This window comes from Amycolatopsis sp. EV170708-02-1, assembly GCF_022479115.1.
GTDB lineage: Bacteria > Actinomycetota > Actinomycetes > Mycobacteriales > Pseudonocardiaceae > Amycolatopsis.
In genome coordinates this window covers 6,227,881-6,251,701 of record NZ_CP092497.1, presented here as the reverse complement: position 1 = coordinate 6,251,701, position 23,821 = coordinate 6,227,881, and the positions used below count along the sequence as shown (strand labels likewise).

Sequence of the window (23,821 nt, the reverse complement as noted above, 5' to 3'; positions counted from 1 at the left end):
CAGTGTTCGCTAACGGGCATCGTGTACCCGAGTGTGGTGCCCGCCCGGTCGATCAGGCCGGCGCGACACCACGCTCCGTCGTAGTTGGAGGAGTGACAGCAGTGGTCGCCGCGGGAGACGCTGATCAGAGCAGCGTCGCCGAAAGGCTCGGGATCAAGCCGGACATGGTGGTCCAGGAGATCGGCTGGGACGAGGACGTCGACGACGACCTTCGTGCGGCGATCGAGGAACAGATCGGCGGCGACATCCTCGACGAGGACGCCGACGAGGTCATCGACGTGGTGCTGCTGTGGTGGCGCGAAGACGACGGTGATCTCGGTGACACGCTGATCGAGGTCCGGACTCCCCTGAACGAGAACGGCGTGATCTGGGTGCTGACCCGAAGACGGGCCAGCCAGGGCATGTCGAGCCGAGTGACATCGCCGAAGCGGTGCCGCAGGTCGGGCTGGCGCAGACGGCCAACATCAGTGCCGGCCCCAAGTGGGCGGGCACCCGGCTGGTTTCGCCGAAATCGTCCAAGACCAAGCGGTGACTTCGGGAGCCGCGCGATCGACACGATAGGGTTGTCGTCGCAGGCCCCTGTTCGCTCTTGAGAGGAAACCGCCGGTATGGCCGTCGAGGTCGGATCGCAAGCCCCGGACTTCACGCTCAACGACTACAACAAGCAGTCCGTGACGCTGTCGTCCTTCAAGGGTGACAAGCCGGTCCTGCTCGTGTTCTACCCGTTCGCGTTCAGCGGCATCTGCACCGGTGAGCTGTGCCAGCTCCGCGACGAGTTCGCGGACTACGACGGCCAGGGCGTCCAGGTCATCGGCGTGTCGGTGGACACCCCGTTCTCGCTCAAGGCGTGGGCCGAGCAGGAGGGTTACCAGTTCCCGCTGCTCTCGGACTTCTGGCCGCACGGCGAGGTCGCGAAGGCCTACGGCGTCTTCAACGAGGCGGCCGGCCTGGCCACCCGCGGCACCTTCCTGATCGACAAGGACGGCGTCGTCCGGTTCGCCGAGGTCAACCAGCCCGGCGAGGCGCGCGACCAGCAGGCGTGGAAGAAGGCCGTGGCCTCGCTGGCCTGAGTCTTCACGGTGGCACCCGTGCGCGGGTGCCACCTCCCGGGCGCATAGCTCAGCGGGAGAGCACTCGGTTTACACCCGAGCGGTCGTAGGTTCGATCCCTACTGCGCCCACCGAAAACCCGGCGACAGTCCCGCCCGCGCGGGCTACGTTCAGCCGCATGCACGACCTGACGTGGCGGCCCCTCACCCCGCAGGACGCCCAGGCGTCGGCCGACCTCCTCAACGCGATGGAGACCGTCGACGGGATCGGCGAGAACTACACGGCGGAGGACACCCTCCAGGAGCTGATCGACCCGTACGCGGACCTGGAGCGGGCTAGCCTCGCCGCTTTCGACGGCGACGTGATGGCCGGCTACATGAAGATCCGCTACAAGCCGTCCGCGGAGGAGATCCATCGGGTCTTCCTCGACGGGGGAGTCCATCCCGCGTATCGCCGCCGGGGGATCGGCGGCGTGCTGGTCGACGCCGGGGTGGCGGCGGCGAAGGTGGTGCACGCGCTGCACCACCCCGGCGCGAAGCTCGTGGTGGACGTCAACCGGCCGGAGCGTATCGCCGGGCTGGCCGAGCTCGTCCGGTCCCGGGGGTTCGAGCCGGTGCGCTACTTCCAGCGGATGGAGCACTCGCTCTCCGCGCCGGATGGAGCGGCGCTGCCCGACGGGTTCGTGATCGAGCCGTGGTCGGAGCGGAACGACGAGGACTTCCGGGCGGTCCGGAACGCGGCCTACCGGGACTGCTGGGGCGCGGTGCCGATGCCCGCCGATCTCTGGCGGAACAAGATCACCAATCAGACCTTCCGGCCGGAGGCCAGCTTCCTGCTTCATGAGGCGGGCTCCGCGATCGGAATGCTGGTGACCATGTGGTGGGAGGCCGACACGGAGGCCACCGGCGTCCGGGACGCGCACTTCATGGTGATCGGCACGCTTCGGGAGCACCGGCGGCGTGGCGTCGCGAGCGTGCTGATGGGGCACGCGCTGCGGGCCGTCGCCGAGCAGGGCTACGACCGCGCGAGTTTGAACGTGGACTCGGCGGATCCGTCCGGTGCGTTCGGAGTCTTCGAGAAGGCGGGCTTCGTGCCGACGATGCGGTATGTGCGTTGGGCGCTCGACGCCTGACGCCGCGCGCGAGGCCTAGGTACATGAAGGCCCCCTTCCTGTACCTAGGCGCAAGGAAGGGGGCCTTCATGTACTTGGCAAGGTGGTTGTCGCAGGCGGAGCGCACGTGGTGAGCCTGAAGGCAGGGAGGCCCTCGCGGACCTGAGCCGGCCAGAGCCGGTAGGTACCCGAGACGCTGTGGACCCTGACCCGAATCCCCGCTCACGTGACCCGGCGCATGAGGTACCGGCACTGTTCGCTGCCGGAAGGGCTCAGGCGGGTGAGGGGAACTTCGAGGGACTCTGGGTCCCTCAAGGGGGCCTTCACGGCACGTCGCGATCCCGCCGCCGACGACCTACCCGGCGCGTTTAGTCGACTGAACGCACACGTGAAGGCCTCCTTCCCTCGGCTGAGCCGAGCGAAGGAGGCCTTCACGCACCCCCAACACCTGTGGAACGTCTTCGGTTTTCGGCGGTCTGGTCTGCCCCCTCGGCAGGCCAGACCGCCGGTGCGCCGCGCCGCGGGTGGCGAACTTTCGGCTGCACAAGACAGGAGACGGCCGGGACTGCCCAGATACATCAAGATCGGCGGCCATTGGAGTGATCCAGGCCGCGAGGGGCGATCACGGTGAGCGACTAGGCCCGGATGAGCCTGTTCGCCAGGGTCGACATCGTGTAGGCGCCGATGCCCATGACGACTTCGAGGGCGTTCCGTTCGGTGTATCCGTGCCCGAAGAAGGTCCGCAGGGTGTCGTCGTCGACGGCGCCCGCGGTTTCGAGCACCGCCATCGTGAACTGCCGGATGGCTTCCAGTCGCTCGTCGGGAACCGGCTGTTGCGAGCGAAGCGCCGCGATGACGTCGTCGTCCGCGTGATGTCCCTTCAGTTTGCCGGTGTGGATCTCGACGCACACCTCGCAGCCGTTGCGGGTCGCCACGGTCATCACGACCGTTTCCCGTGCGAGGGGGTCGAGTGTCGTCCGCTCGAAGCTCGCGCTGAGTTTCAGGAAACCGTCGAGCAGTTCGGGTGACGACGCCTGCCGGGCGACGGCGGTGGGGAGGTGCCCGAACTTCCGGATGGTCGCTTCCATGGCGCGGCGCGAGGCCTCGGGCGCGGTTTCGACGGTGTGATCGGTGAACAAGGATTCCCCTTAAGATGGTCAACGTGGTTGACGAAAAGGTAAACCAGGTTGTCGAATCTGGCAAGCGAGTTCGCGAAACCCCCGGCTTCGAGCTGCCGCTCCTGCTGTTCGCGGGCTTTCGCTCGATCATCGACCGGCTGCACGCCGAACTCGCCGAGCAGGGGCATCCCGACGTCCGCCCGGTGTACGGGTTCGCCATGCAGGCGATCGGCCGCGAAGGCGCGACGGCGAGCGAGATCGGGCGACGGCTCGGGGTCAGCAAGCAGGCGGCGGGCAAGACCGTCGACAAGCTGGAGCAGCTCGGCTACGTCGCGCGCGTCGACGACCCGGCCGACGCGCGGCGCAAGGTCGTGCGGCTCACCGGCCGGGGCTTCGATTCACTCGGCCGGTCGGCGGCGATCTTCGAGGAGTTGCGCGAGGAGTGGGCCGACACCTTGGGCATCGACAGGGTCCGCGCGCTCGAAGCCGACCTTCGCGCGATGGCGCCCGCGGACGGCTTCCGGCTCGACGTCGCCGGCTGGTTCGGCGCCTAGAACGGGCAACCCGGGTTCGGCGCGTCCTGCGAGAGCGGGCTCCCGTGCGGCAGCACGTAGAGCACCTCCAGGACCACCGGTGTCGTCCCGAGGTTCCGTCCGATGTGGACGGTGTCGCTCGGTTCGGTGAAGACGGCGCCCTTCCGGTACAGGCCGTCGAGCCCGCAGTCGGCCGAGTTGTGCGTCAGCGTGCCCGCTTTCACGTACGCGTACAGCTTTCCGTCGTGGTAGTGCCAGCCGGTGTAGCCGCCGGGCTGGATGACGACCTCGCGGAGCACGTAGTCGGTGTTCCCGACCGTCCTCTGTTCGAAGATCGTCCCGGTCACCCCGGATCCCGGGGTCGCCTCGGCCGTCGCGGGGACGGCGAGCGCGAGAACGAGGGTGGCGAGCAGCGTGGTCACGGACCGCAGGCGCATGAGCGAACGGTACCGCGATCGGCACTGCCCGAAAGGGTCGTTCATTCCGCCCGAAGTGTCCGCCGCAGCATCTTGCCGCTCTCCGTTCGCGGCAGCCGGTCCCGGAAGTCGAACCGGCGTGGCGTCTTGAACCCGGCGAGCTCGGCCCGGCAGTGCGCTTCGAGCCGTTCCGCCAGCGCGGAATCCCCGGCGACGCCCTCGGCGGGCTGCACGACGGCGACGACCCGCTGGCCCCATTCGGGATCCGGCTCGCCGATCACCGCGACGTCGGCGACATCGGGATGGCTCAGCAGCCGCGCCTCGATCTCGGCCGGGTAGATGTTCACGCCGCCGGACAGGATGAGATCCGTCCGCCGGTCGCACAGGAACACCCGCCCCGCGGTGTCGAGATAGCCGACGTCCCCGACGGTGACGAACTCCCCGGAGCGCGCGGCGGCCGTCTTGCCCGGATCGCCGTGATAGTCGAATTTCGTGTGCGCGGAACTGAAGTAGAGCATCCCGGCCTCGCCCGCGGGAAGTTCGCGCCCGTCGTCGTCGAGGACCTCGACCCGCACGCCGTCCAACGGCTTGCCGACGGTGCCCGGTGCGGCGAGCCATTCGCGCGCGTGCACCGCCGTGATCAGGCCCTCGGACGCGCCGTAGTACTCGTGGACCACCGGCCCGAGCCAGTCGAGCATCCGCTCCTTGACCTCCCGAGGGCACGGCGCGGCGCCGTGGATCACCGAGGTCAGGCTCGACAGGTCGTGGCGCGTACGCACCTCCTCGGGCAGCCGCAGCATGCGGTGGAACATCGTCGGCACCAGATGGGTGCTCGTCACGCGGTGCTTTTCGGTGAGCCGCAGCGTTTCCGCGGCGTCGAACCGGTCCATCAGCACGAGCGTGTGCCCGAGATGCAGGCTCGCGGTCGAGAACATCCCGGGGGCCGCGTGGTAGAGCGGGCAGGCGACGAGGTGCACGCCGTGCCCCGGCCGGACATCCAGGCGTTCGAGGGTGTGCGCGTGGATCGGGTGCAGCGCGGGCGGCCGCCCGGAAAGGGCGCGCCGGACACCTTTGGGGCGCCCCGTGGTCCCGGAGGTGTAGAGCATCGTCTGCCCGGCGGTCCGCCGCGCCGGCGTGGTCGTGGGCTGGTCCGTTCCCCATGTCGCGTACTGGGCCCAGCCGGGTGTCTCGCCTCGCGAAAACCGGTGCAGGCCGTCCAGTTCCGCGGTGCACGTGGCCGCGATGTCCGCGTCCGCGACGGCGACCTTGGCGCCGCTGTCGGCCGCGATGTAGGCGATCTCGGCGGGAGAGGACCGGTGGTTGACCGGCGTGAAGTACATCCCCGCCTGCAGGGTCGCCAGCAGGAGCTCGTAATAGGTGAGTCCATTGTGGATGATCGCGACGACGCCGTCGCCTACGCCGAGGCCGAGCGCCCGCAAGGCGTGGGTCAGCTGGTTCGCGCGCGCCGAAAGCTCACCGAAGGTGGTCTCCCGGCCGTCCACGTCGATCACCGCGACGCGGCCGGGATCCTGGGTGGCGACTTCGTAGAAGGTGCTCATTCCGGGCGCCGCAGGGATTCCAGATGCCGCCGGAGCACCGTGCGCATCAGCTCCGGAGAGGTTCGGCCCGCCGACAACGCGAGCCCGTCCAGCAGGGCGGCGAGCCGCTCGGTCTCGACGGCCAGGTCGAGGTCGCCGGGCAGGCCGCCCGCTTCGTTCGCGCCTTCGAGCACCCGGCGGACGAGGAAGCGGACGCCGTCGTACATGCGGGTGGCCTCCTCGGCGAGATCGGGCCGGTTCTTCGCGGCGGCCGAGAACGCCAGCCAGACGTCGGCTTCGGCCCGGGTCTGCTCGGTGAGCGGAAGAAGTTCGCCGAGGAACGCCTCGGTGGCTTCCTGTCGCCGTGAGCGTGGCGTCGCGGGGTCGAGCAGCACGGGGATGTGTTCGGTCAACCGCGCCTCCAGCCGGTCGCCGAGCGCGCGCATGGCGAACACGATCAGCTCGTCGTGGCCGCCGAAGTAGTGCCGCACCGAACCGATCGCGAGACCGGCCTCCTCGGCCACGCTCCTGAGTGACGCCTGGGCGAGGCCGTCCCGCTGGATCACCCGGAAGACGGCTTCGGCTATCTCCAGGCGGCGGGCTTCCGGGTCGACGATCTTGGGCACGTTGCCTTTATAGCACGACCTTGCTATTTTATTTGGCACAGTCATGCTACAAAGGGGGAGTTCATGCGGACCTGGTTGCTGATCGCGCTGGTGGTCGCCGCCGTGATCGTGCTCATCGTGCGCCGGCTGCGCGGGGAGCCGCTGGTGGCCCGGGAGGTGTTCGGGGCGCCGGTGATCCTGCTCGCGATCGGCGTCTACGGCTTGGTCAAGCTGGAAGCCTTCACCATCACCGACGGTCTCTGGCTCGTGCTGGGGTCCGCGGTCGGATGCGGGCTCGGCGCGGTGCGCGCCACCACCACGAAACTGTTCGAGCGCGACGGAGTGCTGTGGCTGCGCTACACCGGCTGGACGTTCGGCGTGTGGGTGCTGTCGCTGCTGGTGAACTTCGGGATCGGGTTCCTGGCCACCATGGCGGGGGCGCATCCCGACGCGCGGCCGGTGACGTTGTCGATCGGCGTCAGCCTGCTGGGGGAGGCGCTGGTGATCGGTAAACGCGCGAAGACGACGGGGCTGCCGTACGCCCCGCCGTCCGATTCGCTGCTTTCCCGCCGTTAGGCCAGTTTTCCGACTTCGCCGACGAGGAGAGCGATGTCGTCTTCGGTGTTGAAGTAGTGCACCGAAGATCGCACCATCGGCGGCAGCCCGCGCTCGGCGAAGTCGAACTGGGCGGACGTCGCCTCGGTGACACTGACGTTGATCTTCGCCGCGGCCAGGCGCTGTTTCACTTCCTGTGACGGCGTTTTCGCCACGCTGAACGTGACGATGCCGCACTGGCGCACGCCCTGGTCGTGGACGCGGACGCCGGGGATCTCGCGCAGCGCGTCACGCAGCTTCGCCGCGAGCGTGGCGACGCGGGCTTCGATGGCGGGCATGCCCCATTCGAGGGCGTAGTCGATCGCCGCGCCGAGACCGTGCAGGGCGGCGTGATCGCGTTCCCAGACCTCGAACATCTTCGCCGTCGGATCGACTTCGTAGCTCTCGGGCGCCGTCCACACCGCCGAATGGAGATCGAGCATCGCGGGCTCGACGCGCTCGCGCAGGCGCGGGTGCGCGTAGAGGAATCCGGTGCCTCGCGGTCCGCGCAGGTACTTGCGGCCGGTCACGCTGAGCGCGTCGCAGTTCAGGCGGGCGACGTCGAGGTCGATCTGGCCGGCGCTCTGGCAGGCGTCCAGCAGGAACGGGATCCCGGCCTCCCTGGCCACCGCGCCGATCTCCTCGGCCGGGTTCACCAGCCCGCCCTGGGTCGGCACGTGGGAGACGGCGATCAGCTTGACGTCGCCGTCGACGCGGCGTTTGAGGTCCTCGACGTCCAGCTGCCCGGACTCGTCGTTGTCGACCACCTCGACGACGGCGCCGGTGCGCTTCGCGATCTGCAGGAACGAGATGACATTGCTCGCGTACTCGGATTTCGCGGTCAGGATCCGGTCTCCGGCGGCGAACGGCAGCGCGTAGAAGATCGCCTGCCAGGAGCGGGTCGCGTTGTCGGTCAGGGCGATGTCGGCGGGGTCTGCGCCGATGAGGCGGGCGGCCGAGGCGTAGACGCCGTCCATCCGCTCCACGGTCGCCGCGGCCTTCTCGTATCCGCCGATCAGAGCCTCTTCGCGCAGGTAATCGACGACGGTGTCGGTCACTCGTGCGGGTGGCAGCGACGATCCGGCGTTGTTGAGGTGGACCACCTCCGCGCAGCCCGGGGTTTCGGTGCGAGCGCGGTGCACATCGAAGTCCGTCATGCCTAACTGAATACAGTACGGCCGAAGTGCATGCAATACTGCACCGATGACGAGGAACCTGCTCCGCCGCGACCTCGCGGAGGAGATCACCGCTCGCGTGCTCGACGGCCGGATCGCCGCGGACAGCCGCATCAACGAGGTGCACCTCGCCCGCGAGCTCGGCGTCAGCCGCACCCCGTTGCGCGAGGCGCTGATCGGGCTGGCCGATCGCGGTCTGCTCGTCTCGGCGCCGAATCGGGGCTTCCTCGTGCCCCCGTTCGATCCGGAGGAGGCCCGGCAGCTGTACCCGCTCGTCGCGGAGCTGGAATCGCTCGCGTTGCGCTGGAGTTCGCCGCAGGACCTCGCCGGGCTCACCGGCGGCCTGGACCGGATCGCCGACGAGATGGCCGAGGAGCTCGGGCGGCAGGGCGATCTGTCCACTTTGGATGATCGCTGGCACGCGCTGCTCGTCTCGCGCTGCACGAATCCGCATCTGCTGCGCCTGCTGGAACAGACGAAGCCGCTGCTGAAACGCTATGACGCGCGCTATTTCGGTGGCGTCGAGCGGTCGAGGGAGAGTATCGATGAGCACCACCGGATCGCCGAGGCGATCCGCGCCGCGGACCTCGACGCCGCCGTCGGGCTGCTCGGACGCAACTGGGTGAAAACGTTGGCATATCTGGAAGACATGGGGTGACACGATGTTCGTGACGGCACATCTGAGCGACAACCATCTCGACGGCGGGGACCGCGCCGACGAACGCACGGCGCGGGTCATGCGGTACCTGGAGGGCTTGGCGACACCGGTCGACGCGATCCTCGTGACCGGTGACATCGCCGACCACGGCACCGTGGAGGAGTACCGGCGCGCGGCCGAGCTCTTCAAGACCGACACGCCGCTGTTTACCTGCCCCGGCAACCACGACAAGCGCGGCCCCTTCCGTGAAGGGCTGCTCGGGCAGGCGCCGGACGAATCGCCGGTCAACGTAGCGCACACGGTCGGCGACGTCACGTTCGTCATGGCCGATTCGAGTATCCCGGGCAAGCCGGACGGGCAGTTCGACGACGAGACCATGGCGTGGCTGGACGGCGTCCTCGCCGACGGGGACGGTCCCGCCTTCATCGCCTTCCACCACCCGCCGGTCCCGCTCGGCCTGCCGCTCGTGGACGCGATGCGCCAGTACGGCGAAGACAAGCTGGCCGAAGTGCTCGCGCGCCATCCGCGCGTGGCCGCCCTGCTCTGCGGGCACGTCCACACCGCGGCGTCGACGACGTTCGCGGGGGTGCCGCTGCGGTCGGCGCCCTCGGTCGGGTCGAGCATCCTGTTCCCGTGGGAGGAGAACGGTCTCCGGCACTGGAACGAAGGCGGCCCGATCGACTACGACCTGCCGCCGTCGCTGCTGTTCCACGTGCTCCACGACGACGGCAGACTGACCACGCACCAGCGGGTCGTGCCGTGATCCGACGGCTCGCGGTGTTTTCCGTCCTGGCGATGCTGCTGAGCGGATGCGCACTGTTCATTCCCGAGAAGAGACAGGCTCCCGCCCCCACGGCCGCCATGACCGGTGTCGGTCCTGTCGCCGACGCGGTGCGGGCCGCGCGTCCCGAGTTCCTCCAGGTCGAGGTGGGCGAGAATCAGGACGGGTTGACGACGGGAATCATGGTCGAAGCCGAAGTGCCACTCGGGTACGTGGTCACGGGCGAGGTGCTCACCACCGTGCTCGTCTCCGTGTGGAAGGCGTCCGATCCGAAGCCGGCCTTCGTGAAGTTCAACCCGTGGTCGACTTACGAAGGTCGAAAGGGCGCGATCAAGGCGCAGCGTGCCGCCGAAGAGCTCGGCATCGATTGGAGCCCGAGCCTCGCGGTGGGCGTGAACGTGCCCGACTACGAGATCAAGAAGCTCGCCGGTGGATGAGGTGCGCCTGCCTACCCCGTGAACACCGGCAGCGTGATCCGTGACGGGTGCGCGGGGTCATGGAAGATCTCGAACCGCGCGGGTTTCCCGTCCACCGCGCTGAACACCGGTTCGTCGGTGCCGTGGTTGCGGGCGAAGCGAGGGAACGCTCCGCCCGCGACCTGCACCCGCAGCCGGTGTCCGCGCCGGAACCGGTAGGCCGTCGGGTCGAGCAGGATCTCCGCCGCGACCACACCGTCCACATCGGACCCAGGACCGCCGGGACGCAGGCGGAGGATGCCGTCGGTGACGTTGCGGGAGACGCCGCGACGGTCCACATCGCACAGCCGGACGAAGACGTCGCCGTGCCCGAGGTCGGTCCGGACGTGCACGAGCGCGGAGATCTCGCCGATGACGTCGAGATCGCGCTCCAGCACGTCACCGGTGAAGAGCAGCACGTCCCGTCGCGCCTCGATCTCCTTGTTGTCCTGCTGTTTCTGCACACCCGACAGCAGCGGCCCGCCGACGGTCGGCGTCGGATCGGCCGGATCGAAGGTGAACGTGCCCGGTTTCGCCTCGACGGGTTCGGCGACGGAAAGCCCGCCGGGACGCAGGAAGTACGGGGTGGCGTCGGACTTCGGCGGCCAGCTTTCGAAGTCCAGCCAGCGTCCGGAACCCTGGAGGTACAGGCGCACGGGCGACTGCCTCAGCGGCGCGCGATCGCCGAGGAGATGCGCGGAGAGGAAGCCGATCTGGTCGGTGATCAGGGTTTTCAGGCTGGCGGGCTCGCCGTGCGCCCACGGTCCGATGGTGATCCTCGGTGCGCGTCCGGCCGCGGCGAGCTCCTTGAAATCGCGCAGCTGGGCGGAGATGAACAGGTCGTACCAGCCGGTCACCATGCTCACCGGCGTCGTCAGCGCGGCGACCTCGGCGCTGTGGTCCGACGGCGCCCAGAAATCGTCGCCGGGTTCGGCGTGCCGGGAGACGTCCTGCAGGAACCGCACCTGCTTGCCGATGGCCGCGACGTCCGCGCCGGAGACCGGCAGATGCGCCATGGCCCGGCGGGTCTTCTTCGTCTGCCAGGGATTCGGCAGACCGGCGAACCGGCCTTCCTGTCGCCCGATGAGCGCCGACCACGACACCATGTTGTCGACCGCGAGGATCCCGCCGGGATAGAAGGTCGAGACGAATTCCGACGCGGTGACGCCGAGGCACAGCGCTTCGAGCGGCTCGTCGAGGTACGGCGCGACGGCCCATTGCGTGTGACCGAGGTAGCTCGCGCCCGCCATCGCGACCCGGCCGTCGCACCAAGGCTGTTCGCGCAGCCAGGCGACGGTGGCGAGGCCGTCTTCCTTCTCCAGGTGGAACGGCCGGAACTCGCCGCCGGAGCCGAAGGTCCCGCGTGTGCTCTGGAGGACCACCTGCAGCCCGTGGCGGGCGAACGTCTCGCCGAAGACCTTGCCCATCACGCCTTTGCGGCCGTACGGCGTGCGGATCAGCACGACCGGCCGGGGCTCGCCGCCCGGAACGGCGTAGCGATCCGCCAGCAGCCGGACGCCGTCGGGCATCGGGACGGGGATCGCCTTGGTCACCGAGGGGGCGGGGCCTTCGGTGGGCGGGAGGCCGAGGTACCGGTCGATGAGTCGGTCGAGCACACTGGCCGCCTTTCGGGTGGACGATCACCTTCCGCTTACGACCGTACCCGCATGTCAGGAAAGTGGCTTTCAGGACGAAGAATGTCCTGAAAGCCACTTTCGTGACACTGGCGCGGGGCGGACCGCCCGGTACCGCCCCGCTGGTCTCAGGTAAGCCGGGCGAGCGTTTCCGGCTTCAGCAGTTTCGCCAGTTCCTCGGCGGGCAGAAGGCCCTTCTCGACGACGAGTTCCGCCACGCCACGCCCGGTTTCGAGCGCCTCCTTGGCGATCTCGGTCGCCGCCGCGTACCCGATGCTCGGGTTCAACGCGGTCACCAGCCCGATGGAGTTCTCGACGTAGCCCCGCATCACGCCGGCGTTCGCGGTGATCCCGGAGACGCAGCGCTCCGCCAGCACCAGGCAGGCCGACCGCAGATGCGTGATGCTCTCCGAAAGCGAGTGCAGGATCAGCGGCTCGAACGCGTTGAGCTGCAGCTGCCCGGCCTCGGCCGCCATCGTGACGGCGACGTCGTTGCCGATGACCTCGAACGCGACCTGGTTGACCACCTCGGGGATGACCGGGTTGATCTTGCCGGGCATGATCGACGAGCCCGCCTGCACCGGCGGCAGGTTGATCTCGTTGAGCCCCGCCCGCGGCCCGGAGGAGAGCAGCCGCAGGTCGTTGCAGCTCTTCGAGAGTTTCACCGCGATCCGCTTGAGCACCCCGGAAAGATGCACGAACGCGCCGCAGTCCTGCGTCGCCTCGATGAGGTCCGCGGCGGACACGACGGGAAGGCCGGTGATCTCGCGCAGGTGCGCGACGGCGGCCTCGGCGTACCCGGGCGCGGCGTTGAGCCCGGTGCCGATCGCGGTCGCGCCGAGGTTGATCTCGTGCAGCAGGGTCACCGCCTCGGTGAGCCGCAGCCGGTCTTCGCCGAGCATGACCGCGTAGGTGCCGAATTCCTGCCCCAGTGTCATCGGGACGGCGTCCTGCAGCTGCGTGCGGCCCATCTTCAGCAGATCGTGGAACTCGACGGCCTTGGCCGCGAAAGCCCGCTCCAGCACGACCATCGCCTCGGCCAGTTCGCGGACGGCGATGATCGTCGCGACGTTGACCGCGGTCGGGTACGCGTCGTTGGTCGACTGCCCGAGGTTCACGTGCTCGTTCGGGTGCACGCGGGCGTAATCGCCCTTCTCGTGCCCGAGCAGTTCGAGCGCGCGGTTCGCGATCACCTCGTTGGCGTTCATATTCGTCGAGGTGCCCGCGCCGCCCTGGATGACGTCGACGACGAACTGGTCGTGCAGCGCGCCTTCGCGGATCTCGCGGCACGCCCGGCGGATCGCGCCGGCGACGTCCGGCTCCAGCAACCCCAGGTCGGCGTTGGCCTGGGCGGCGGCCTCCTTGACCGAGGCGAGCGCCTCGATCAGATGCGGGTACGCGGAGATCGCGGTGCCGGTGATGGGGAAGTTCTCCCTGGCCCGTGCGGTGTGCACGCCCCAGTAGGCGTCGGCGGGGACTTCCTTGTCCCCCAGCAGATCGTGTTCCACGCGGTGCATCGAAGGCTCCTCAGGCGGCGAGATCGAGTTCGGCCAGCGCGCCGGTCACACGCAGGCCGGGGGTGGGCTCCAGCACGTCCGGATCGACGCCGCACAACGCGAGCGCGGCGGCGAGCACCGGACGGCGGGCGCGGTCGCCGCCGTCGGCGATCTTGATCGCGATCGCCGTCCCGTCCGGGAGCGCGGCGACCTGGACGGCTTCGAAACCGTCCTTGGCGATCAGGCCGGGTACCGCGCGCATGAGCGCGGTGACGTCGCGACGCGTGCCGGCGACCAGTTCCGGATGCTTGCGGATCCCCTCGGCGACAAGGCCTTCCGGCGTTCCCGGCGCCGACGCGGCGATCTTGCCGACCGCGCGGGCGAGCCCGCGCAGCGAAACCGCGAACAGGGGAGCGCCACAACCGTCGACGGCCACCTTCGGGATCCGCTGTCCGGTCAGGTCCTCGACGCACTCCGCGATCGCGCGCTGCAGCGGATGGCCGGGATCCAGATAGTCCTTTGTGGACCAACCGTGCAGGCGGCAGGTCGCGAGCATCGCCGCGTGCTTGCCGGAACAGTTGTGGGCCACCCGCGAAGCCGTCCGTCCCGAAGCGACCCAAGCGTCGCGCTCGACCGGGTCGAACGGCAGGTCTTCCGGTGTCCGAAGGTCTTCCGCGGTGAGCCCGGCGCCGCCGAGGGTCCTGAGCACCTCCGCGAGATGGATCTCTTCGCCGGAGTGGCTGGCCGCGCCGACGGCGAACCCGGCGGGGCTCAGCTCGACGCCGAGCCGAGCCATCGCCGTGGCCTGCAACGGTTTCGCCGCCGAACGCGGATAGAACGCCGCCTCGATGTCGCCCGCGGAGAACAGCACACGGCCGTCGGGCGCGAGCACCACGGCCGAACCGTGGTGCACCCCCTCGACCATGCCGTCGCGGAGGAGGTGCACCAGCGGTTCGTGCGCGGGCACGCGGATCTCGGGGGTCACAGCTTCGTCTTTTCGAAGACGTCCATGTTGATCCGCTTGCGGACCCCGAACCAGCCCGCCACCAGCGCGAGCCCGATGACCGGCAGGCAGTACAGGGTGATCCGGCCGACCTCGTCGAAGCCCATCAGCACCACGACCGCGGCGAGGAAGATCAGCGTCGCGATCTCGGTGTAGGGGGAGAAGGGCAGCCGGTACGACGGACGCTCGACCTCGCCGAGCTTGGCCTTGCGCACGAACAGCAGATGCGAAAGCACGATGATCGCCCAGGTGCCGAGGATGCCGATGGCGGCGAAGTTCAGCACGATCTCGAAGGCCTGGCTCGGCACGACGGCGTTCAGGCCGACGCCGACCACGCACACCGCCGAGGTGAGCAGGATCCCGCCGTAGGGCACGTGGTTCTTGTTCATCACGCCGGTGAACTTCGGCGCGGAGCCCGCCAGCGACATCGACCGGAGGATGCGGCCGGTGGAATAGAGGCCCGAGTTCAGGCTGGACAGCGCCGCGGTCAGCACCACCAGGTTCATCACGTTGCCCGCCTGCGGCACACCGATGTGCGAGAGCACGGTGACGAACGGGCTTTCCTGCTTCGAGTAGGCGTCCCACGGCATCAGCATCGCCAGCAGGATCACCGAGCCGACGTAGAAGATCCCGATCCGCCACATGATCGAGTTGATCGCCTTCGGCATGATCTTGCGCGGGTTCTCCGTCTCGCCGGCGGCGACGCCGACCAGCTCGACCGAGGCGTAGGCGAACACGACACCCTGGACGATCAGCACCATCGGCAGCACCCCGGCCGGGAAGATCCCGCCGTGGTCGGAGATCAGCGAGAAACCAGGCGTGGTGCCGTCGATCGGCTGCTGCGTGACCAGCAGGAAGATCCCGATCCCCATGAACGTCACCAGCGCGGCGACCTTGATGATGGCGAACCAGAACTCCATCTCGCCGAACAGTTTCACCGAAACCATGTTCAGCGCCAGCACCACCGCGAGCGCGATCAGTGCCAGCACCCATTGCGGGATCGGCGTGAAGAACGACCAGAAATGCGCGTACAGGGCGATCGCGGTGATATCGGCGATACCGGTCGTCGACCAGTTCAGGAAGTGCATCCAGCCCGCGACGAAAGCGCCTTTCTCGCCCATGAATTCCCGGGCGTAGGAGACGAAGGCGCCGGAGGAGGGGCGGTACAGGATGAGTTCGCCGAGCGAGCGCACCACGAAGAACGCGAAAAGGCCGCAGACCGCGTACACGATCGCGAGTGCCGGGCCCGCCTGCGCGAGCCGTCCGCCCGCGCCGAGGAACAGGCCGGTGCCGATGGCGCCGCCGATCGCGATCATGTTGACGTGGCGGGGTTTCAGCGCCTTGTCGTAGCCGGCGTCACCGGCGTCGGCCGGCACCGGCGCGGCTTTGCCGTCCGCGCTGAGGGTCTGTTCGGTCACGGTGTCAGTCGTCCTTGTTCTGGTGCGTCGTGGGGCTCGGCCGCACGATGGTGGTCAGCGCGTCCTCGACGTGCTCGAGATGGGAGGTCATCGCCGCGATGGCGTCCGCTTCGGAACCGGAGGCGATGGCGGTGACGATCTCACGGTGCTCGATGTTCGAGCGGGTCCGACGATCCCCCAATTGGTTGAGAAAGGACGACTGGCGGGCCAGCGCGTCGCGGATCTCTTCGATGACCTTGCCGAACACCGGATTGCCCGAGGCCTGCGCGATGGTGATGTGGAACAGCGAGTCCAGCGCCACCCACGCGGTGTTGTCGGTTTCGAGATCCATGCGCTCGACGAGATGACCCAGCAGGTCCAGGTCGTCGGTGCTGCGGCGCAAGGCCGCGTAACCGGCGACGGGGATCTCCACGTGCCGCCGGACCTCGAACAGGTCGCGGGCCGAGTAGGTCCCGAAGGTGGGGTTCTCGACCGGCCCGGTGGCGGTCACGAAGGTCCCTTTGCCCGTTTTGGACACGGTGAGGCCGAGCGCCTGCAGCCCCCGCAGGGCTTCGCGGACGACCGAGCGGCTGACTTCGAACTCCTTGCCGAGCGCGGATTCCGACGGCAGTTTCTCGCCGACGGGGTACTCGCCGCGCTCGATGGCGCCGCGGAGATGGGCCAGAACGGCCTCCATCGCGCTGACGCGTCGTGGACCACCGTGTCCGGCTGTCTGGCTGTCAGACAGGTTCATGAGACGAGATCGTGCGGTCGGCCCAACGCTTTGTCAAGCGGTCGGCGGGCGGCTCGGATTCATTCTGCGGGGCCCGCGTTGATGGGGTAACCGCCGGGGAATCGGAACCCGTCCTGGGCACTTCCGCGGACGCGGAGTTTCGTGTTGGCACCGGAATCCCATGCGGAGGTGGCCAGCGTCACAACGTCTTCGGTGCGGGGGTGCCCCACTCGGTACCGTGGCGATCACCGAGTCCGTGAAGGCCTCCTTGAGGGACCCAGAGTCCCTCAAGGAGGCCTTCACGGACCGCGGCGGAATCCAAGCTCGAATCGTCATTCACGACCCACTGAACGTCATACGCGGCTGAGCGCGATGACCGGGAACGGCCGCGTGGTCTTCGACTGGTGCTCGGCCAGCCGCGGGAACGCCTTCGCTTGCTTCGCGAACAGGCGGTCCCTCGCTGCTCCGGTGACCTCGATCGCGTGAGCGGTGAAGGCCTCTCCGTCCGCTTCGACGTCGACGGACGGCTCCGCGACCAGGTTGCGATACCAGTCCGGATGCCCGGGCGCGCCCCCGTTGGCGGCGAAGACGATGTAGCGGTCGTCGTCGGCCAAGAACAGCATCGGCGTCACGTGCCGTCGCCCGGTGCGGGCACCGGTGGTGGTGAGCAGCAAGGTCGGGAGACCGTCGCCGTGGCGGCCGTTCGCGCGGAACTCCGCGATCACGCGCTCGTTCATGGCCTGCAGGTCGATCATCAACTCTCCGGGCGTTCGGTTGATCTTGGCGGCTGGTCAGTCTGCACATCCACGCCCAGGTCGGCAAGCATTTTCCGATCAGCGCAGCTCACGACGCCGAAACTGTCGGTGCCGCTGGCGATACTGATCCCGTGTCCCCCGTCAGCCGCGGCCGCAAGCCCGCCAAACGACCGAAGCACCAGCGCTCCCATCCGACGCGCGCGCCCCTGGACGTGTCCAGGGTGGAGCGCTGGCCGAAGCTGCTCCACGGGCCGGTCGAGCTGTCCGGCTGCGTCGTCCAAGGCCAGGCGGATCAGGACTTGGTGGTCCTGGCCGCCAGGCTGACCGCCGGCAAACGCTCGGTGGGCGTCGAAGTGGTGGTGAACGGTCGCGAGGTCGACGTGATCGAGCTCCACCCCGTCCCGAGGACGCCCTGGCGGTGCTCCGCAACGGCTTCGAAGTGGTCGAGGCAGCGCTGACCCCCGAGGAGTTCCGAAGCCAGGTCGAATCGGCGCTGAACGTCAAAGCGGACACCGTCGCCTGGATTCGGGAGAGGATCCCCGACCTCTTGAAGGTGGGGAGAGATCCGAGGCCCGATCTGCCCGAGCGTGCGGCCCAGCTGCGCCGGTGGCTCGGTCTTCCCGGCTACGATCCGCTGCCGCGCACACCGTCGGCCGATTCGCTGCCGCTCGTCCTGCCCCCGCCCGCGCCGGTCACCGGACTCAGGCTGGCGGTCGCCCTGGCCGAGCCGGACGACGCGATCTGGCGAAGGCTCGAAGTCCGCTCCGACGTCACCCTCGCCGGGCTGCACCGGATCCTCGCGACCGCGTTCGACCGTGACGAACGGGAGTATCACCGGTTCGAGACCGCGTACGGAGGCTTCAGCGTCGACGCGCAGAGCTGTGAAGGCGATCGCTTCGACGACGAAGTGACGCTCGGCCAGGTCGTCGGCTCGCCAGGGCACCGGCTCGTCTACGAAGCGGAGAGCTGGCGGCACTGGATCCGCGTCGAGCGGTTGACCGGCCTCCCCGAAGCACCGAGCTGCCTCGACGGCGAACGCGCCGCGCCTCCGCCGGAATGCGAAGACGAGCGGAGTTACGAGATGTTGCTGGAGGCACGGCGTGATCCGGACGACGAAGAGAACGAGGAACTGCTCGAAGAGCTCGGCGGCTTCGGGTTCGATCCGGAGTGGTTCGACAGGGAGGTGGTCAACGAGCGGCTGGCCAGGCTGAGTTGATCCCGCGCCCCGTTCGGGGGAACCGAGGTCGCCGCGAACCGCGCCGCGTCGGTGCTTGGCGGTGGCCGGTCGGAGGGGGAGACTGGCCCTCGCCGGGGTGCCATCCCGCCCGGGCGCCGTCGAACCCCGGCGCATAAGGTGGGAGGACCGGCCCGCGTCAAGCAGCCAGGGATCCGTCTGCCTAGGGGAGGTTTTCGCTGGTGTCGAACGATTCCTTCGTCCACCTGCATGTGCACACCGAGTACTCGATGCTCGACGGTGCGGCGAAGATCGCCCCCTTGTTCAAGGAGGCGGCGCGCCTGGGCATGCCCGCGGTCGGCATGACCGACCACGGCAACATGTACGGCGCGGACGAGTTCTACCAGCAGGCGGTCAAACACGACCTCAAACCGATCATCGGCATCGAGGCCTACATCGCGCCGGAGAGCCGCTTCCACAAGAAGCCGGTCTTCTGGGGGCAGTCGAACCAGCGCGGCGCCGACGAGTTCGGTGAGGGCGGTGACGTCTCCGGTGGTGGTGCGTACACCCACATGACGATGCTCGCCGAGAACTCCACCGGCCTGCGGAACCTGTTCAAGCTCTCGTCGCTCGCGAGCATGCAGGGCTACTACCGCAAGCCCCGGATGGACCGCGAGCTGATCGCGGAGAACCACCACGGCATCATCGCGACCACCGGCTGCCCCTCGGGCGAGGTGCAGACGCGCCTGCGGCTGGGGCAGCGCACCGAGGCGATCCAGGCGGCGTCGGACTACAAGGACATCTTCGGCGCCGACAACTTCTTCCTCGAGCTGATGGACCACGGGCTGCCGATCGAGCGGTCGGTCCGTGAAGGCCTGCTCGAGATCGGCAAGCTGCTCGACCTCCGGCCGCTGGCCACCAACGACTCGCACTACGTCACCAAGGACCAGGCCGACACCCACTCCGCGCTCCTGTGCGTGCAGGCGGGCAAGACCCTGAACGACCCGAACCGCTTCAAGTTCGACGGTGACGGCTACTACCTGAAGTCCGCCGCCGACATGCGCGAGTACTGGGACAAGGAGGTCCCCGGCGCCGCCGACTCGACGCTGCTGATCGCCGAGCGCGTCGAGTCCTACAAGGACGTGTACACGCACAAGGACCGGCTGCCGTTCTTCGAGGTCCCCGAGGGCTACGACCAGGGCACCTGGCTGCGGGAAGAGGTCGCCCGCGGCCTCAAGTGGCGGTACCCGGACGGCGTGCCGGACCCGTACTACAACGAGCGCATCGAGATCGAGCTCGACGTCATCATCGGGAAGGGCTTCCCCGCCTACTTCCTCATCGTCGCCGACCTCATCAACTACGCCCGCAAGGTCGGCATCCGCGTCGGCCCCGGCCGTGGTTCCGCCGCCGGCTCGCTGGTCGCGTACGTCCTCGGTATCACCAACCTGGACCCGATCCCGCAGAAGCTGCTGTTCGAGCGGTTCCTGAACCCCGAGCGCGTCTCGATGCCCGATATCGACATCGACTTCGACGACCGCCGTCGCGGCGAGATGATCCGCTACGCCACCGAGAAGTACGGCGTCGACAAGGTCGCGCAGGTCATCACCTTCGGCACCATTAAGACCAAGGCGGCCATCAAGGACTCCGCCCGCGTCCACTTCGGCCAGCCGGGGTACGCGATCGCGGACCGGATCTCGAAGGCGCTCCCGCCGCCGATCATGGCGAAGGACATCCCGCTCTCGGGCATCGTCGACTCGAAGCACGAGCGCTACGGCGAAGCGGCCGAGGTCCGCGCCCTCGTCGAGACCGACGAAGAGTGCAAGACGATCTTCGAGACCGCCCGCGGCCTCGAAGGCCTGATCCGCAACGCCGGTGTCCACGCCTGCGCGGTCATCATGTCCTGCGACCCGCTGACCGACGCCATCCCGCTGTGGCAGCGTGACGACGGTTCGATCATCACCGGCTGGGACTACCCGTCGTGCGAGGCCATCGGCCTGCTGAAGATGGACTTCCTCGGCCTGCGGAACCTCACCGTCATCGGTGACGCGATCGACAACATCAAGGCCAACCGCGGGATCGACATCGACCTCGACACCCTCGGCGTCGAAGACCCGGAGACGTACAAACTGCTCTCCCGCGGTGACACGCTCGGCGTGTTCCAGCTGGACGGCGGGCCGATGCGTGACCTGCTCCGCCGGATGCAGCCGACGGTGTTCGACGACATCGTGGCGGTGGGCGCGCTGTACCGCCCCGGCCCGATGGGCATGAACGCGCACAACGACTACGCCGACCGCAAGAACGCGCGGCAGAAGGTCAAACCGATCCACCCCGAGCTCGAAGAGCCCCTGAAGGAGATCCTGGCCGACACCTACGGCCTGATCGTCTATCAGGAGCAGATCATGCACATCGGCCAGAAGGTGGCCGGCTACTCCATGGGCCGCGCGGACGTGCTCCGCCGAGCCATGGGTAAGAAGAAGGCGGAGGTCCTCGAGAAGGAGTTCGTCGGCTTCGAAGAGGGCATGAAGTCGAGCGAGCTGGTTCCCGGCGGTTTCTCCTCCGAGGCGATCAAGGCGCTCTGGGACACGATCCTCCCGTTCGCCGGCTACGCGTTCAACAAGAGCCACGCGGCCGCGTACGGCCTGATCTCCTACTGGACCGCGTACCTCAAGGCGAACTTCACGCCGGAGTACATGGCCGCGCTGCTCACCTCGGTGGGTGACAACAAGGACAAGTCCGCGGTCTACCTCTCGGAGTGCCGCCGCCTCGGGATCAAGGTGCTCCCGCCGGACGTCAACGAGTCGGCGCTGAGGTTCGCGGCCGTCGGGGAGGACATCCGCTTCGGCATGGGCGCCGTCCGCAACGTCGGCGCGAACGTCGTCGAGTCGATCATCAAGACCCGCGAGGAGAAGGGGAAGTACTCCTCCTTCACCGATTTCCTCGACAAGTCGGAGCTGGTGGCCTGCAACAAGCGGGTCATCGAGTCGCTGATCAAGGCGGGCGGCTTCGACTCGCTCGGCAACACTCGGCTTTCGATGATCCAGGTGCACGAGGACGCGGTCGAAGCCGTGGTCCCGCTCAAGCGCCAGGAGGCGATGGGCCAGTTCGACCTCTTCGGGTTCGGCGGGGACGACGACGCGGAAGCCGCGGCTTCTTCTTCACCGCTCGCGCATCTGAAGTTCGGCGAAGAGGAGTACCCGCGCAAGCAGCTCCTGGCCTACGAACGGGAGATGCTCGGCCTGTACGTCTCGGCGCATCCGCTGGACGGAGCCGAACGCATCCTGCGCAAACACGCGCCGAGGCCGATCGCCGCGATCCTCGCCGACCCGCCGAAGGAAGGCGAGCTGGTCGTCTCCGGGCTGATCACCTCGCTGGAACGCCGGGTCAACAAGAAGGGCGAGCCCTGGGCGATCTGCACCATCGAGGACATGGACGCCTCGCTGGAGGTCCTGTACTTCCCCAAGTCCTACGCGATGTTCTCCGCCGACCTCATCGAGGACAACGCGGTCCTGGTCAAGGGCCGGGTGAACTGGCGCGAGGACAAGATGTCCATCTTCGGCGGCGGTCTCGTCCCGCTCGACCTGTCCGAGGTCGGCAACGGCGAAGACGATCTGCCGCTGGTCCTGCTGGCCGCGGCGGAGAAGATCGACCAGTCGGTGGTCAGCGAGCTGAAGCAGACCTTGTTGGCGCACAAGGGTGAGACCCCGGTGCACCTCAAGCTGGTCGGCAAGAACCAGACGGTCTTCGCGCTCTACGACTATCCGGTCAAGGTGACGTCGATGCTGATCGGTGAGCTCAAGGGCATCCCCGGGATCGCCGCCAGCACCTGATGAACACCTACGAACCCGATCCCCGGCGCTGGAAGGCGCTCGCCGTCTCCCTCGCCGCCGGGTTCATGGGCCTGCTCGACGTCAGCATCGTCAACACGGCGCTGCCGTCGATCCAGCGGGATCTCGGCGCGTCGAGCGGGGGATCCAGTGGGTCGTGTCGGGCTACGCGCTGGCCTTCGGGCTGGTGCTGGTGTCCGGCGGCAGGCTCGGCGACGCGCTCGGCCGCCGCCGCATGTTCCTGTTCGCGCTCGCCGCGTTCGTGCTGACCAGCGCGTTCGCCGGCGCGGCGCCGAACGAGACGACGCTGATCGTCGCGCGGCTCCTGCAGGGTTTCGCCTCGGGCATGATGACGCCGCAGAACAGCGGGATGATCCAGGACCTGTTCCGCGGCGCGGAACGTGGTCGCGCGTTCGGCATGTTCGGCGCCACCGTCGGGATCTCGACCGCGGTCGGGCCGGTGCTGGGTGGCGTGATCCTCGCCGTCTTCGGTGATCCGGAAGGCTGGCGCTGGGTCTTCTACGTGAACGTGCCGATCGGGATCCTGGCGTTCGCGCTGGCCTTGAGATGGCTCCCGAAGGCCGAGGCCCCGGCGAGAAGCCTGCGGGGCGAGATCGACTTCGTCGGCATCATGCTGCTGGGTGTCGCCGTCCTCGGCGTCCTGCTGCCGTTGATCGAATCCGAACAGGGCGGGCTGGGCAGCCTGTGGTGGCTGTTCGTCGTCGCGGTGGTATTCGGCTTCGCGTTCGTGCGCTGGGAACGTTCGATGGTGCGGCGCGGTCGTCCGCCGCTGCTGGACACCCGCCTGTTCACTGGGACCCCGGGCTACGCGACGGGTGCGGCCGTCGGCGCGCTCTACTTCAGCGGTTTCACCGGGATGTGGCTGGTCTTCGCCATCTTCTTCCAGCAAGGGCTCGGCTACACGCCACTGCAATCCGGACTGGCCGTCACGTCTTTCGCCCTCGGCTCGGCGGTCTCGGCGGCGATCGCGGGGCGGTTGGTGTCGAAGTGGGGCCGCAAGCTGACCGTCGCCGGGCTGGTCATGGTGATCGCCGGGATGGTCACGGTCGCCGTCCTCGCCGGTCAGGATCCCGGTGCCGCGGCGGGCTGGTGGTTCGCGTTGCCGTTGCTCGTCGCCGGTGTCGGCGGTGGCATGGTCATCTCGCCGAACACCACGCTCACCCTGGAATGCGTCCCGACCTCGATGGCCGGAGTGGCCGGGGGAGCGTTGCAGACCGGGCAACGGATCGGCACCGCGATCGGCACCGTCGTGCTGGCCTCGGTATTCCACGCCGTACTCGGCGCGAACGGCGGCTATCCGTCGGCGCTGACCGCGGCGATGCTGTGCGCCGCCGCGTTGACGAGTACGGCGCTCTTACTCGCGGTGATCGAACTTCGTGCGCGCCGGAAGCGGCGCTCGCTCACTGAGCGGGAGGAAGCCGAGCGGGCTGCCGCCGACAGTCAACGCGGCTGAGTCTTTCGCACCTTCCGACGACTACGTTCGGCAAGATCGAATGCTCCATCCGAGTGACGGAGGTAGTCATCCTCTGGTGCTACTCAGAGCAACCGGGTACACCTAACGGAGCCTTCACCGCTGTGACTCGGCTACCGACAGTGGTATTTCTGTCGATCGATCGGGGATGGATCGATCGGCCGGAGCGATCGTGGTGAGTCCGGAGTTCTCAGGAATGGACACCTACGGTCACGAGCCGGTGGACAGCCGTCGGCGTCCGCGGGGGACCGTTCGGCGGCGGCCGGCTCAACACCATTGG

General features: G+C 68.4%; 21 protein-coding genes, 1 tRNA gene and 2 pseudogenes. 13 read left to right on the top strand and 11 right to left on the bottom strand.

Features of this window, described 5'->3' with window-relative positions; all coding sequences use genetic code 11:
• The first annotated feature begins 164 nt into the window (after positions 1-164).
• From MJQ72_RS28275 to MJQ72_RS28260, 4 genes and pseudogenes are all read left to right on the top strand, one after another.
• A pseudogene (locus tag MJQ72_RS28275) lies at positions 165-532 on the top strand (DUF3052 domain-containing protein).
• 76 nt (positions 533-608) lie between these two features.
• Positions 609-1,070 carry a peroxiredoxin gene (locus tag MJQ72_RS28270; protein ID WP_016336116.1) on the top strand — a complete coding sequence of 154 codons (462 nt, stop codon included), beginning with the start codon at positions 609-611 and terminating at the stop codon, positions 1,068-1,070.
• A gap of 38 nt (positions 1,071-1,108) precedes the next feature.
• Positions 1,109-1,180: transfer RNA gene (locus MJQ72_RS28265), tRNA-Val, on the top strand.
• A 47-nt stretch (positions 1,181-1,227) separates the two neighbouring features.
• Positions 1,228-2,181, top strand: a complete 954-nt coding sequence (locus tag MJQ72_RS28260) for a GNAT family N-acetyltransferase (protein WP_240594140.1) — start codon at positions 1,228-1,230, stop codon at positions 2,179-2,181.
• 614 nt (positions 2,182-2,795) lie between these two features.
• Here the strand turns inward: MJQ72_RS28260 and MJQ72_RS28255 are convergent.
• Positions 2,796-3,299, bottom strand: coding sequence for a carboxymuconolactone decarboxylase family protein (locus MJQ72_RS28255; protein ID WP_240594139.1), 504 nt, complete (start codon positions 3,297-3,299; stop codon positions 2,796-2,798).
• A gap of 14 nt (positions 3,300-3,313) precedes the next feature.
• Between MJQ72_RS28255 and MJQ72_RS28250 the strand changes: the two genes are divergently transcribed.
• Entirely contained in the window at positions 3,314-3,832 is a 519-nt protein-coding gene (locus tag MJQ72_RS28250) for a MarR family winged helix-turn-helix transcriptional regulator (RefSeq protein WP_240594138.1), read from the top strand.
• Here the strand turns inward: MJQ72_RS28250 and MJQ72_RS28245 are convergent.
• Genes MJQ72_RS28245 through MJQ72_RS28235 form a run of 3 tightly spaced genes read right to left on the bottom strand, consistent with a single transcriptional unit; the run spans position 3,829 to position 6,391 of the window.
• Entirely contained in the window at positions 3,829-4,248 is a 420-nt protein-coding gene (locus tag MJQ72_RS28245) for a cupin domain-containing protein (protein WP_240594137.1), read from the bottom strand. The two genes, MJQ72_RS28250 and MJQ72_RS28245, sit on opposite strands and share 4 nt — an antisense overlap.
• Positions 4,249-4,289: 41 nt before the next feature.
• Positions 4,290-5,786: an AMP-binding protein gene (locus MJQ72_RS28240; RefSeq protein WP_240594136.1), complete on the bottom strand. Its 1,497-nt coding sequence runs from the start codon at positions 5,784-5,786 to the stop codon at positions 4,290-4,292.
• Complete coding sequence (locus tag MJQ72_RS28235) at positions 5,783-6,391, bottom strand: TetR/AcrR family transcriptional regulator (RefSeq protein ID WP_240594135.1); 609 nt, start codon at positions 6,389-6,391, stop codon at positions 5,783-5,785. Before MJQ72_RS28235 ends, MJQ72_RS28240 begins: the two co-directional genes overlap by 4 nt.
• Positions 6,392-6,454: 63 nt before the next feature.
• Between MJQ72_RS28235 and MJQ72_RS28230 the strand changes: the two genes are divergently transcribed.
• Entirely contained in the window at positions 6,455-6,946 is a 492-nt protein-coding gene (locus MJQ72_RS28230; RefSeq protein ID WP_240594134.1) for a DUF1453 domain-containing protein, read from the top strand.
• On the opposite strand, the gene MJQ72_RS28225 is transcribed toward MJQ72_RS28230, so the two are convergent.
• Positions 6,943-8,121: an aminotransferase class V-fold PLP-dependent enzyme gene (locus MJQ72_RS28225; protein ID WP_240594133.1), complete on the bottom strand. Its 1,179-nt coding sequence runs from the start codon at positions 8,119-8,121 to the stop codon at positions 6,943-6,945. The genes MJQ72_RS28230 and MJQ72_RS28225 overlap by 4 nt on opposite strands.
• 46 nt (positions 8,122-8,167) lie before the next feature.
• On the opposite strand from MJQ72_RS28225, the gene MJQ72_RS28220 reads away from it, so the two are divergent.
• The 3 genes from MJQ72_RS28220 to MJQ72_RS28210 are packed head-to-tail and all read left to right on the top strand — an operon-like array spanning position 8,168 to position 10,015.
• Positions 8,168-8,797: a GntR family transcriptional regulator gene (locus MJQ72_RS28220; protein WP_240594132.1), complete on the top strand. Its 630-nt coding sequence runs from the start codon at positions 8,168-8,170 to the stop codon at positions 8,795-8,797.
• A 4-nt stretch (positions 8,798-8,801) separates the two neighbouring features.
• Complete coding sequence (locus MJQ72_RS28215) at positions 8,802-9,560, top strand: metallophosphoesterase (protein WP_240594131.1); 759 nt, start codon at positions 8,802-8,804, stop codon at positions 9,558-9,560.
• A complete protein-coding gene (locus MJQ72_RS28210) occupies positions 9,557-10,015 on the top strand; it encodes a hypothetical protein (RefSeq protein ID WP_240594130.1) in 459 nt (152 codons plus the stop codon). The genes MJQ72_RS28215 and MJQ72_RS28210 overlap by 4 nt, the downstream gene beginning before the upstream one ends.
• A gap of 11 nt (positions 10,016-10,026) precedes the next feature.
• Here the strand turns inward: MJQ72_RS28210 and MJQ72_RS28205 are convergent, their stop codons facing one another.
• The 6 genes from MJQ72_RS28205 to MJQ72_RS28180 all read right to left on the bottom strand — a co-directional run bounded on the left by MJQ72_RS28205 (position 10,027) and on the right by MJQ72_RS28180 (position 17,051).
• Positions 10,027-11,649, bottom strand: a complete 1,623-nt coding sequence (locus MJQ72_RS28205) for a CocE/NonD family hydrolase (RefSeq protein WP_240594129.1) — start codon at positions 11,647-11,649, stop codon at positions 10,027-10,029.
• 146 nt (positions 11,650-11,795) lie between these two features.
• Entirely contained in the window at positions 11,796-13,184 is a 1,389-nt protein-coding gene (gene aspA, locus MJQ72_RS28200) for an aspartate ammonia-lyase (protein WP_240594128.1), read from the bottom strand.
• Between the two features lie 10 nt (positions 13,185-13,194).
• The gene (locus MJQ72_RS28195) at positions 13,195-14,148 is read right to left on the bottom strand and encodes an asparaginase (protein ID WP_240594127.1); all 954 of its coding nucleotides are present in this window, start codon (positions 14,146-14,148) and stop codon (positions 13,195-13,197) included.
• The gene (locus MJQ72_RS28190; protein ID WP_240594126.1) at positions 14,145-15,584 is read right to left on the bottom strand and encodes an amino acid permease; all 1,440 of its coding nucleotides are present in this window, start codon (positions 15,582-15,584) and stop codon (positions 14,145-14,147) included. Before MJQ72_RS28190 ends, MJQ72_RS28195 begins: the two co-directional genes overlap by 4 nt.
• A gap of 4 nt (positions 15,585-15,588) precedes the next feature.
• On the bottom strand, positions 15,589-16,260 hold the full coding sequence (locus MJQ72_RS28185) for a FadR/GntR family transcriptional regulator (RefSeq protein ID WP_240601437.1): 672 nt from the start codon (positions 16,258-16,260) through the stop codon (positions 15,589-15,591).
• Positions 16,261-16,649: 389 nt separating this feature from the next.
• The gene (locus MJQ72_RS28180) at positions 16,650-17,051 is read right to left on the bottom strand and encodes a nitroreductase/quinone reductase family protein (RefSeq protein WP_240594125.1); all 402 of its coding nucleotides are present in this window, start codon (positions 17,049-17,051) and stop codon (positions 16,650-16,652) included.
• 131 nt (positions 17,052-17,182) lie between these two features.
• On the opposite strand from MJQ72_RS28180, the gene MJQ72_RS28175 reads away from it, so the two are divergent.
• From MJQ72_RS28175 to MJQ72_RS28160, 4 genes and pseudogenes are all read left to right on the top strand, one after another.
• Positions 17,183-17,509, top strand: a complete 327-nt coding sequence (locus MJQ72_RS28175; protein ID WP_240594124.1) for a hypothetical protein — start codon at positions 17,183-17,185, stop codon at positions 17,507-17,509.
• Positions 17,470-18,267 (top strand): plasmid pRiA4b ORF-3 family protein, encoded by a 798-nt coding sequence (locus MJQ72_RS28170; protein ID WP_240594123.1) that lies wholly within the window; start codon positions 17,470-17,472, stop codon positions 18,265-18,267. The genes MJQ72_RS28175 and MJQ72_RS28170 overlap by 40 nt, the downstream gene beginning before the upstream one ends.
• 200 nt (positions 18,268-18,467) lie before the next feature.
• Complete coding sequence (dnaE, locus tag MJQ72_RS28165; protein WP_240594122.1) at positions 18,468-22,052, top strand: DNA polymerase III subunit alpha; 3,585 nt, start codon at positions 18,468-18,470, stop codon at positions 22,050-22,052.
• A pseudogene (locus MJQ72_RS28160) lies at positions 22,052-23,523 on the top strand (MFS transporter). The gene dnaE and the pseudogene MJQ72_RS28160 overlap by 1 nt, the downstream one beginning before the upstream one ends.
• Positions 23,524-23,821: the final 298 nt, after the last annotated feature.

Bases quoted from the DNA above. Each gene is read 5' to 3' on its own strand.
- MJQ72_RS28270 (WP_016336116.1), top strand. From the start codon at position 609: ATGGCCGTCGAGGTCGGATCGCAAGCCCCGGACTTCACGCTCAACGAC.
- MJQ72_RS28260 (WP_240594140.1), top strand. From the start codon at position 1,228: ATGCACGACCTGACGTGGCGGCCCCTCACCCCGCAGGACGCCCAGGCG.
- MJQ72_RS28250 (WP_240594138.1), top strand. From the start codon at position 3,314: ATGGTCAACGTGGTTGACGAAAAGGTAAACCAGGTTGTCGAATCTGGC.
- MJQ72_RS28245 (WP_240594137.1), bottom strand. From the start codon at position 4,248: ATGCGCCTGCGGTCCGTGACCACGCTGCTCGCCACCCTCGTTCTCGCG.
- MJQ72_RS28240 (WP_240594136.1), bottom strand. From the start codon at position 5,786: ATGAGCACCTTCTACGAAGTCGCCACCCAGGATCCCGGCCGCGTCGCG.
- MJQ72_RS28230 (WP_240594134.1), top strand. From the start codon at position 6,455: ATGCGGACCTGGTTGCTGATCGCGCTGGTGGTCGCCGCCGTGATCGTG.
- MJQ72_RS28225 (WP_240594133.1), bottom strand. From the start codon at position 8,121: ATGACGGACTTCGATGTGCACCGCGCTCGCACCGAAACCCCGGGCTGC.
- MJQ72_RS28220 (WP_240594132.1), top strand. From the start codon at position 8,168: ATGACGAGGAACCTGCTCCGCCGCGACCTCGCGGAGGAGATCACCGCT.
- MJQ72_RS28215 (WP_240594131.1), top strand. From the start codon at position 8,802: ATGTTCGTGACGGCACATCTGAGCGACAACCATCTCGACGGCGGGGAC.
- aspA (WP_240594128.1), bottom strand. From the start codon at position 13,184: ATGCACCGCGTGGAACACGATCTGCTGGGGGACAAGGAAGTCCCCGCC.
- MJQ72_RS28185 (WP_240601437.1), bottom strand. From the start codon at position 16,260: ATGGAGGCCGTTCTGGCCCATCTCCGCGGCGCCATCGAGCGCGGCGAG.
- MJQ72_RS28180 (WP_240594125.1), bottom strand. From the start codon at position 17,051: ATGATCGACCTGCAGGCCATGAACGAGCGCGTGATCGCGGAGTTCCGC.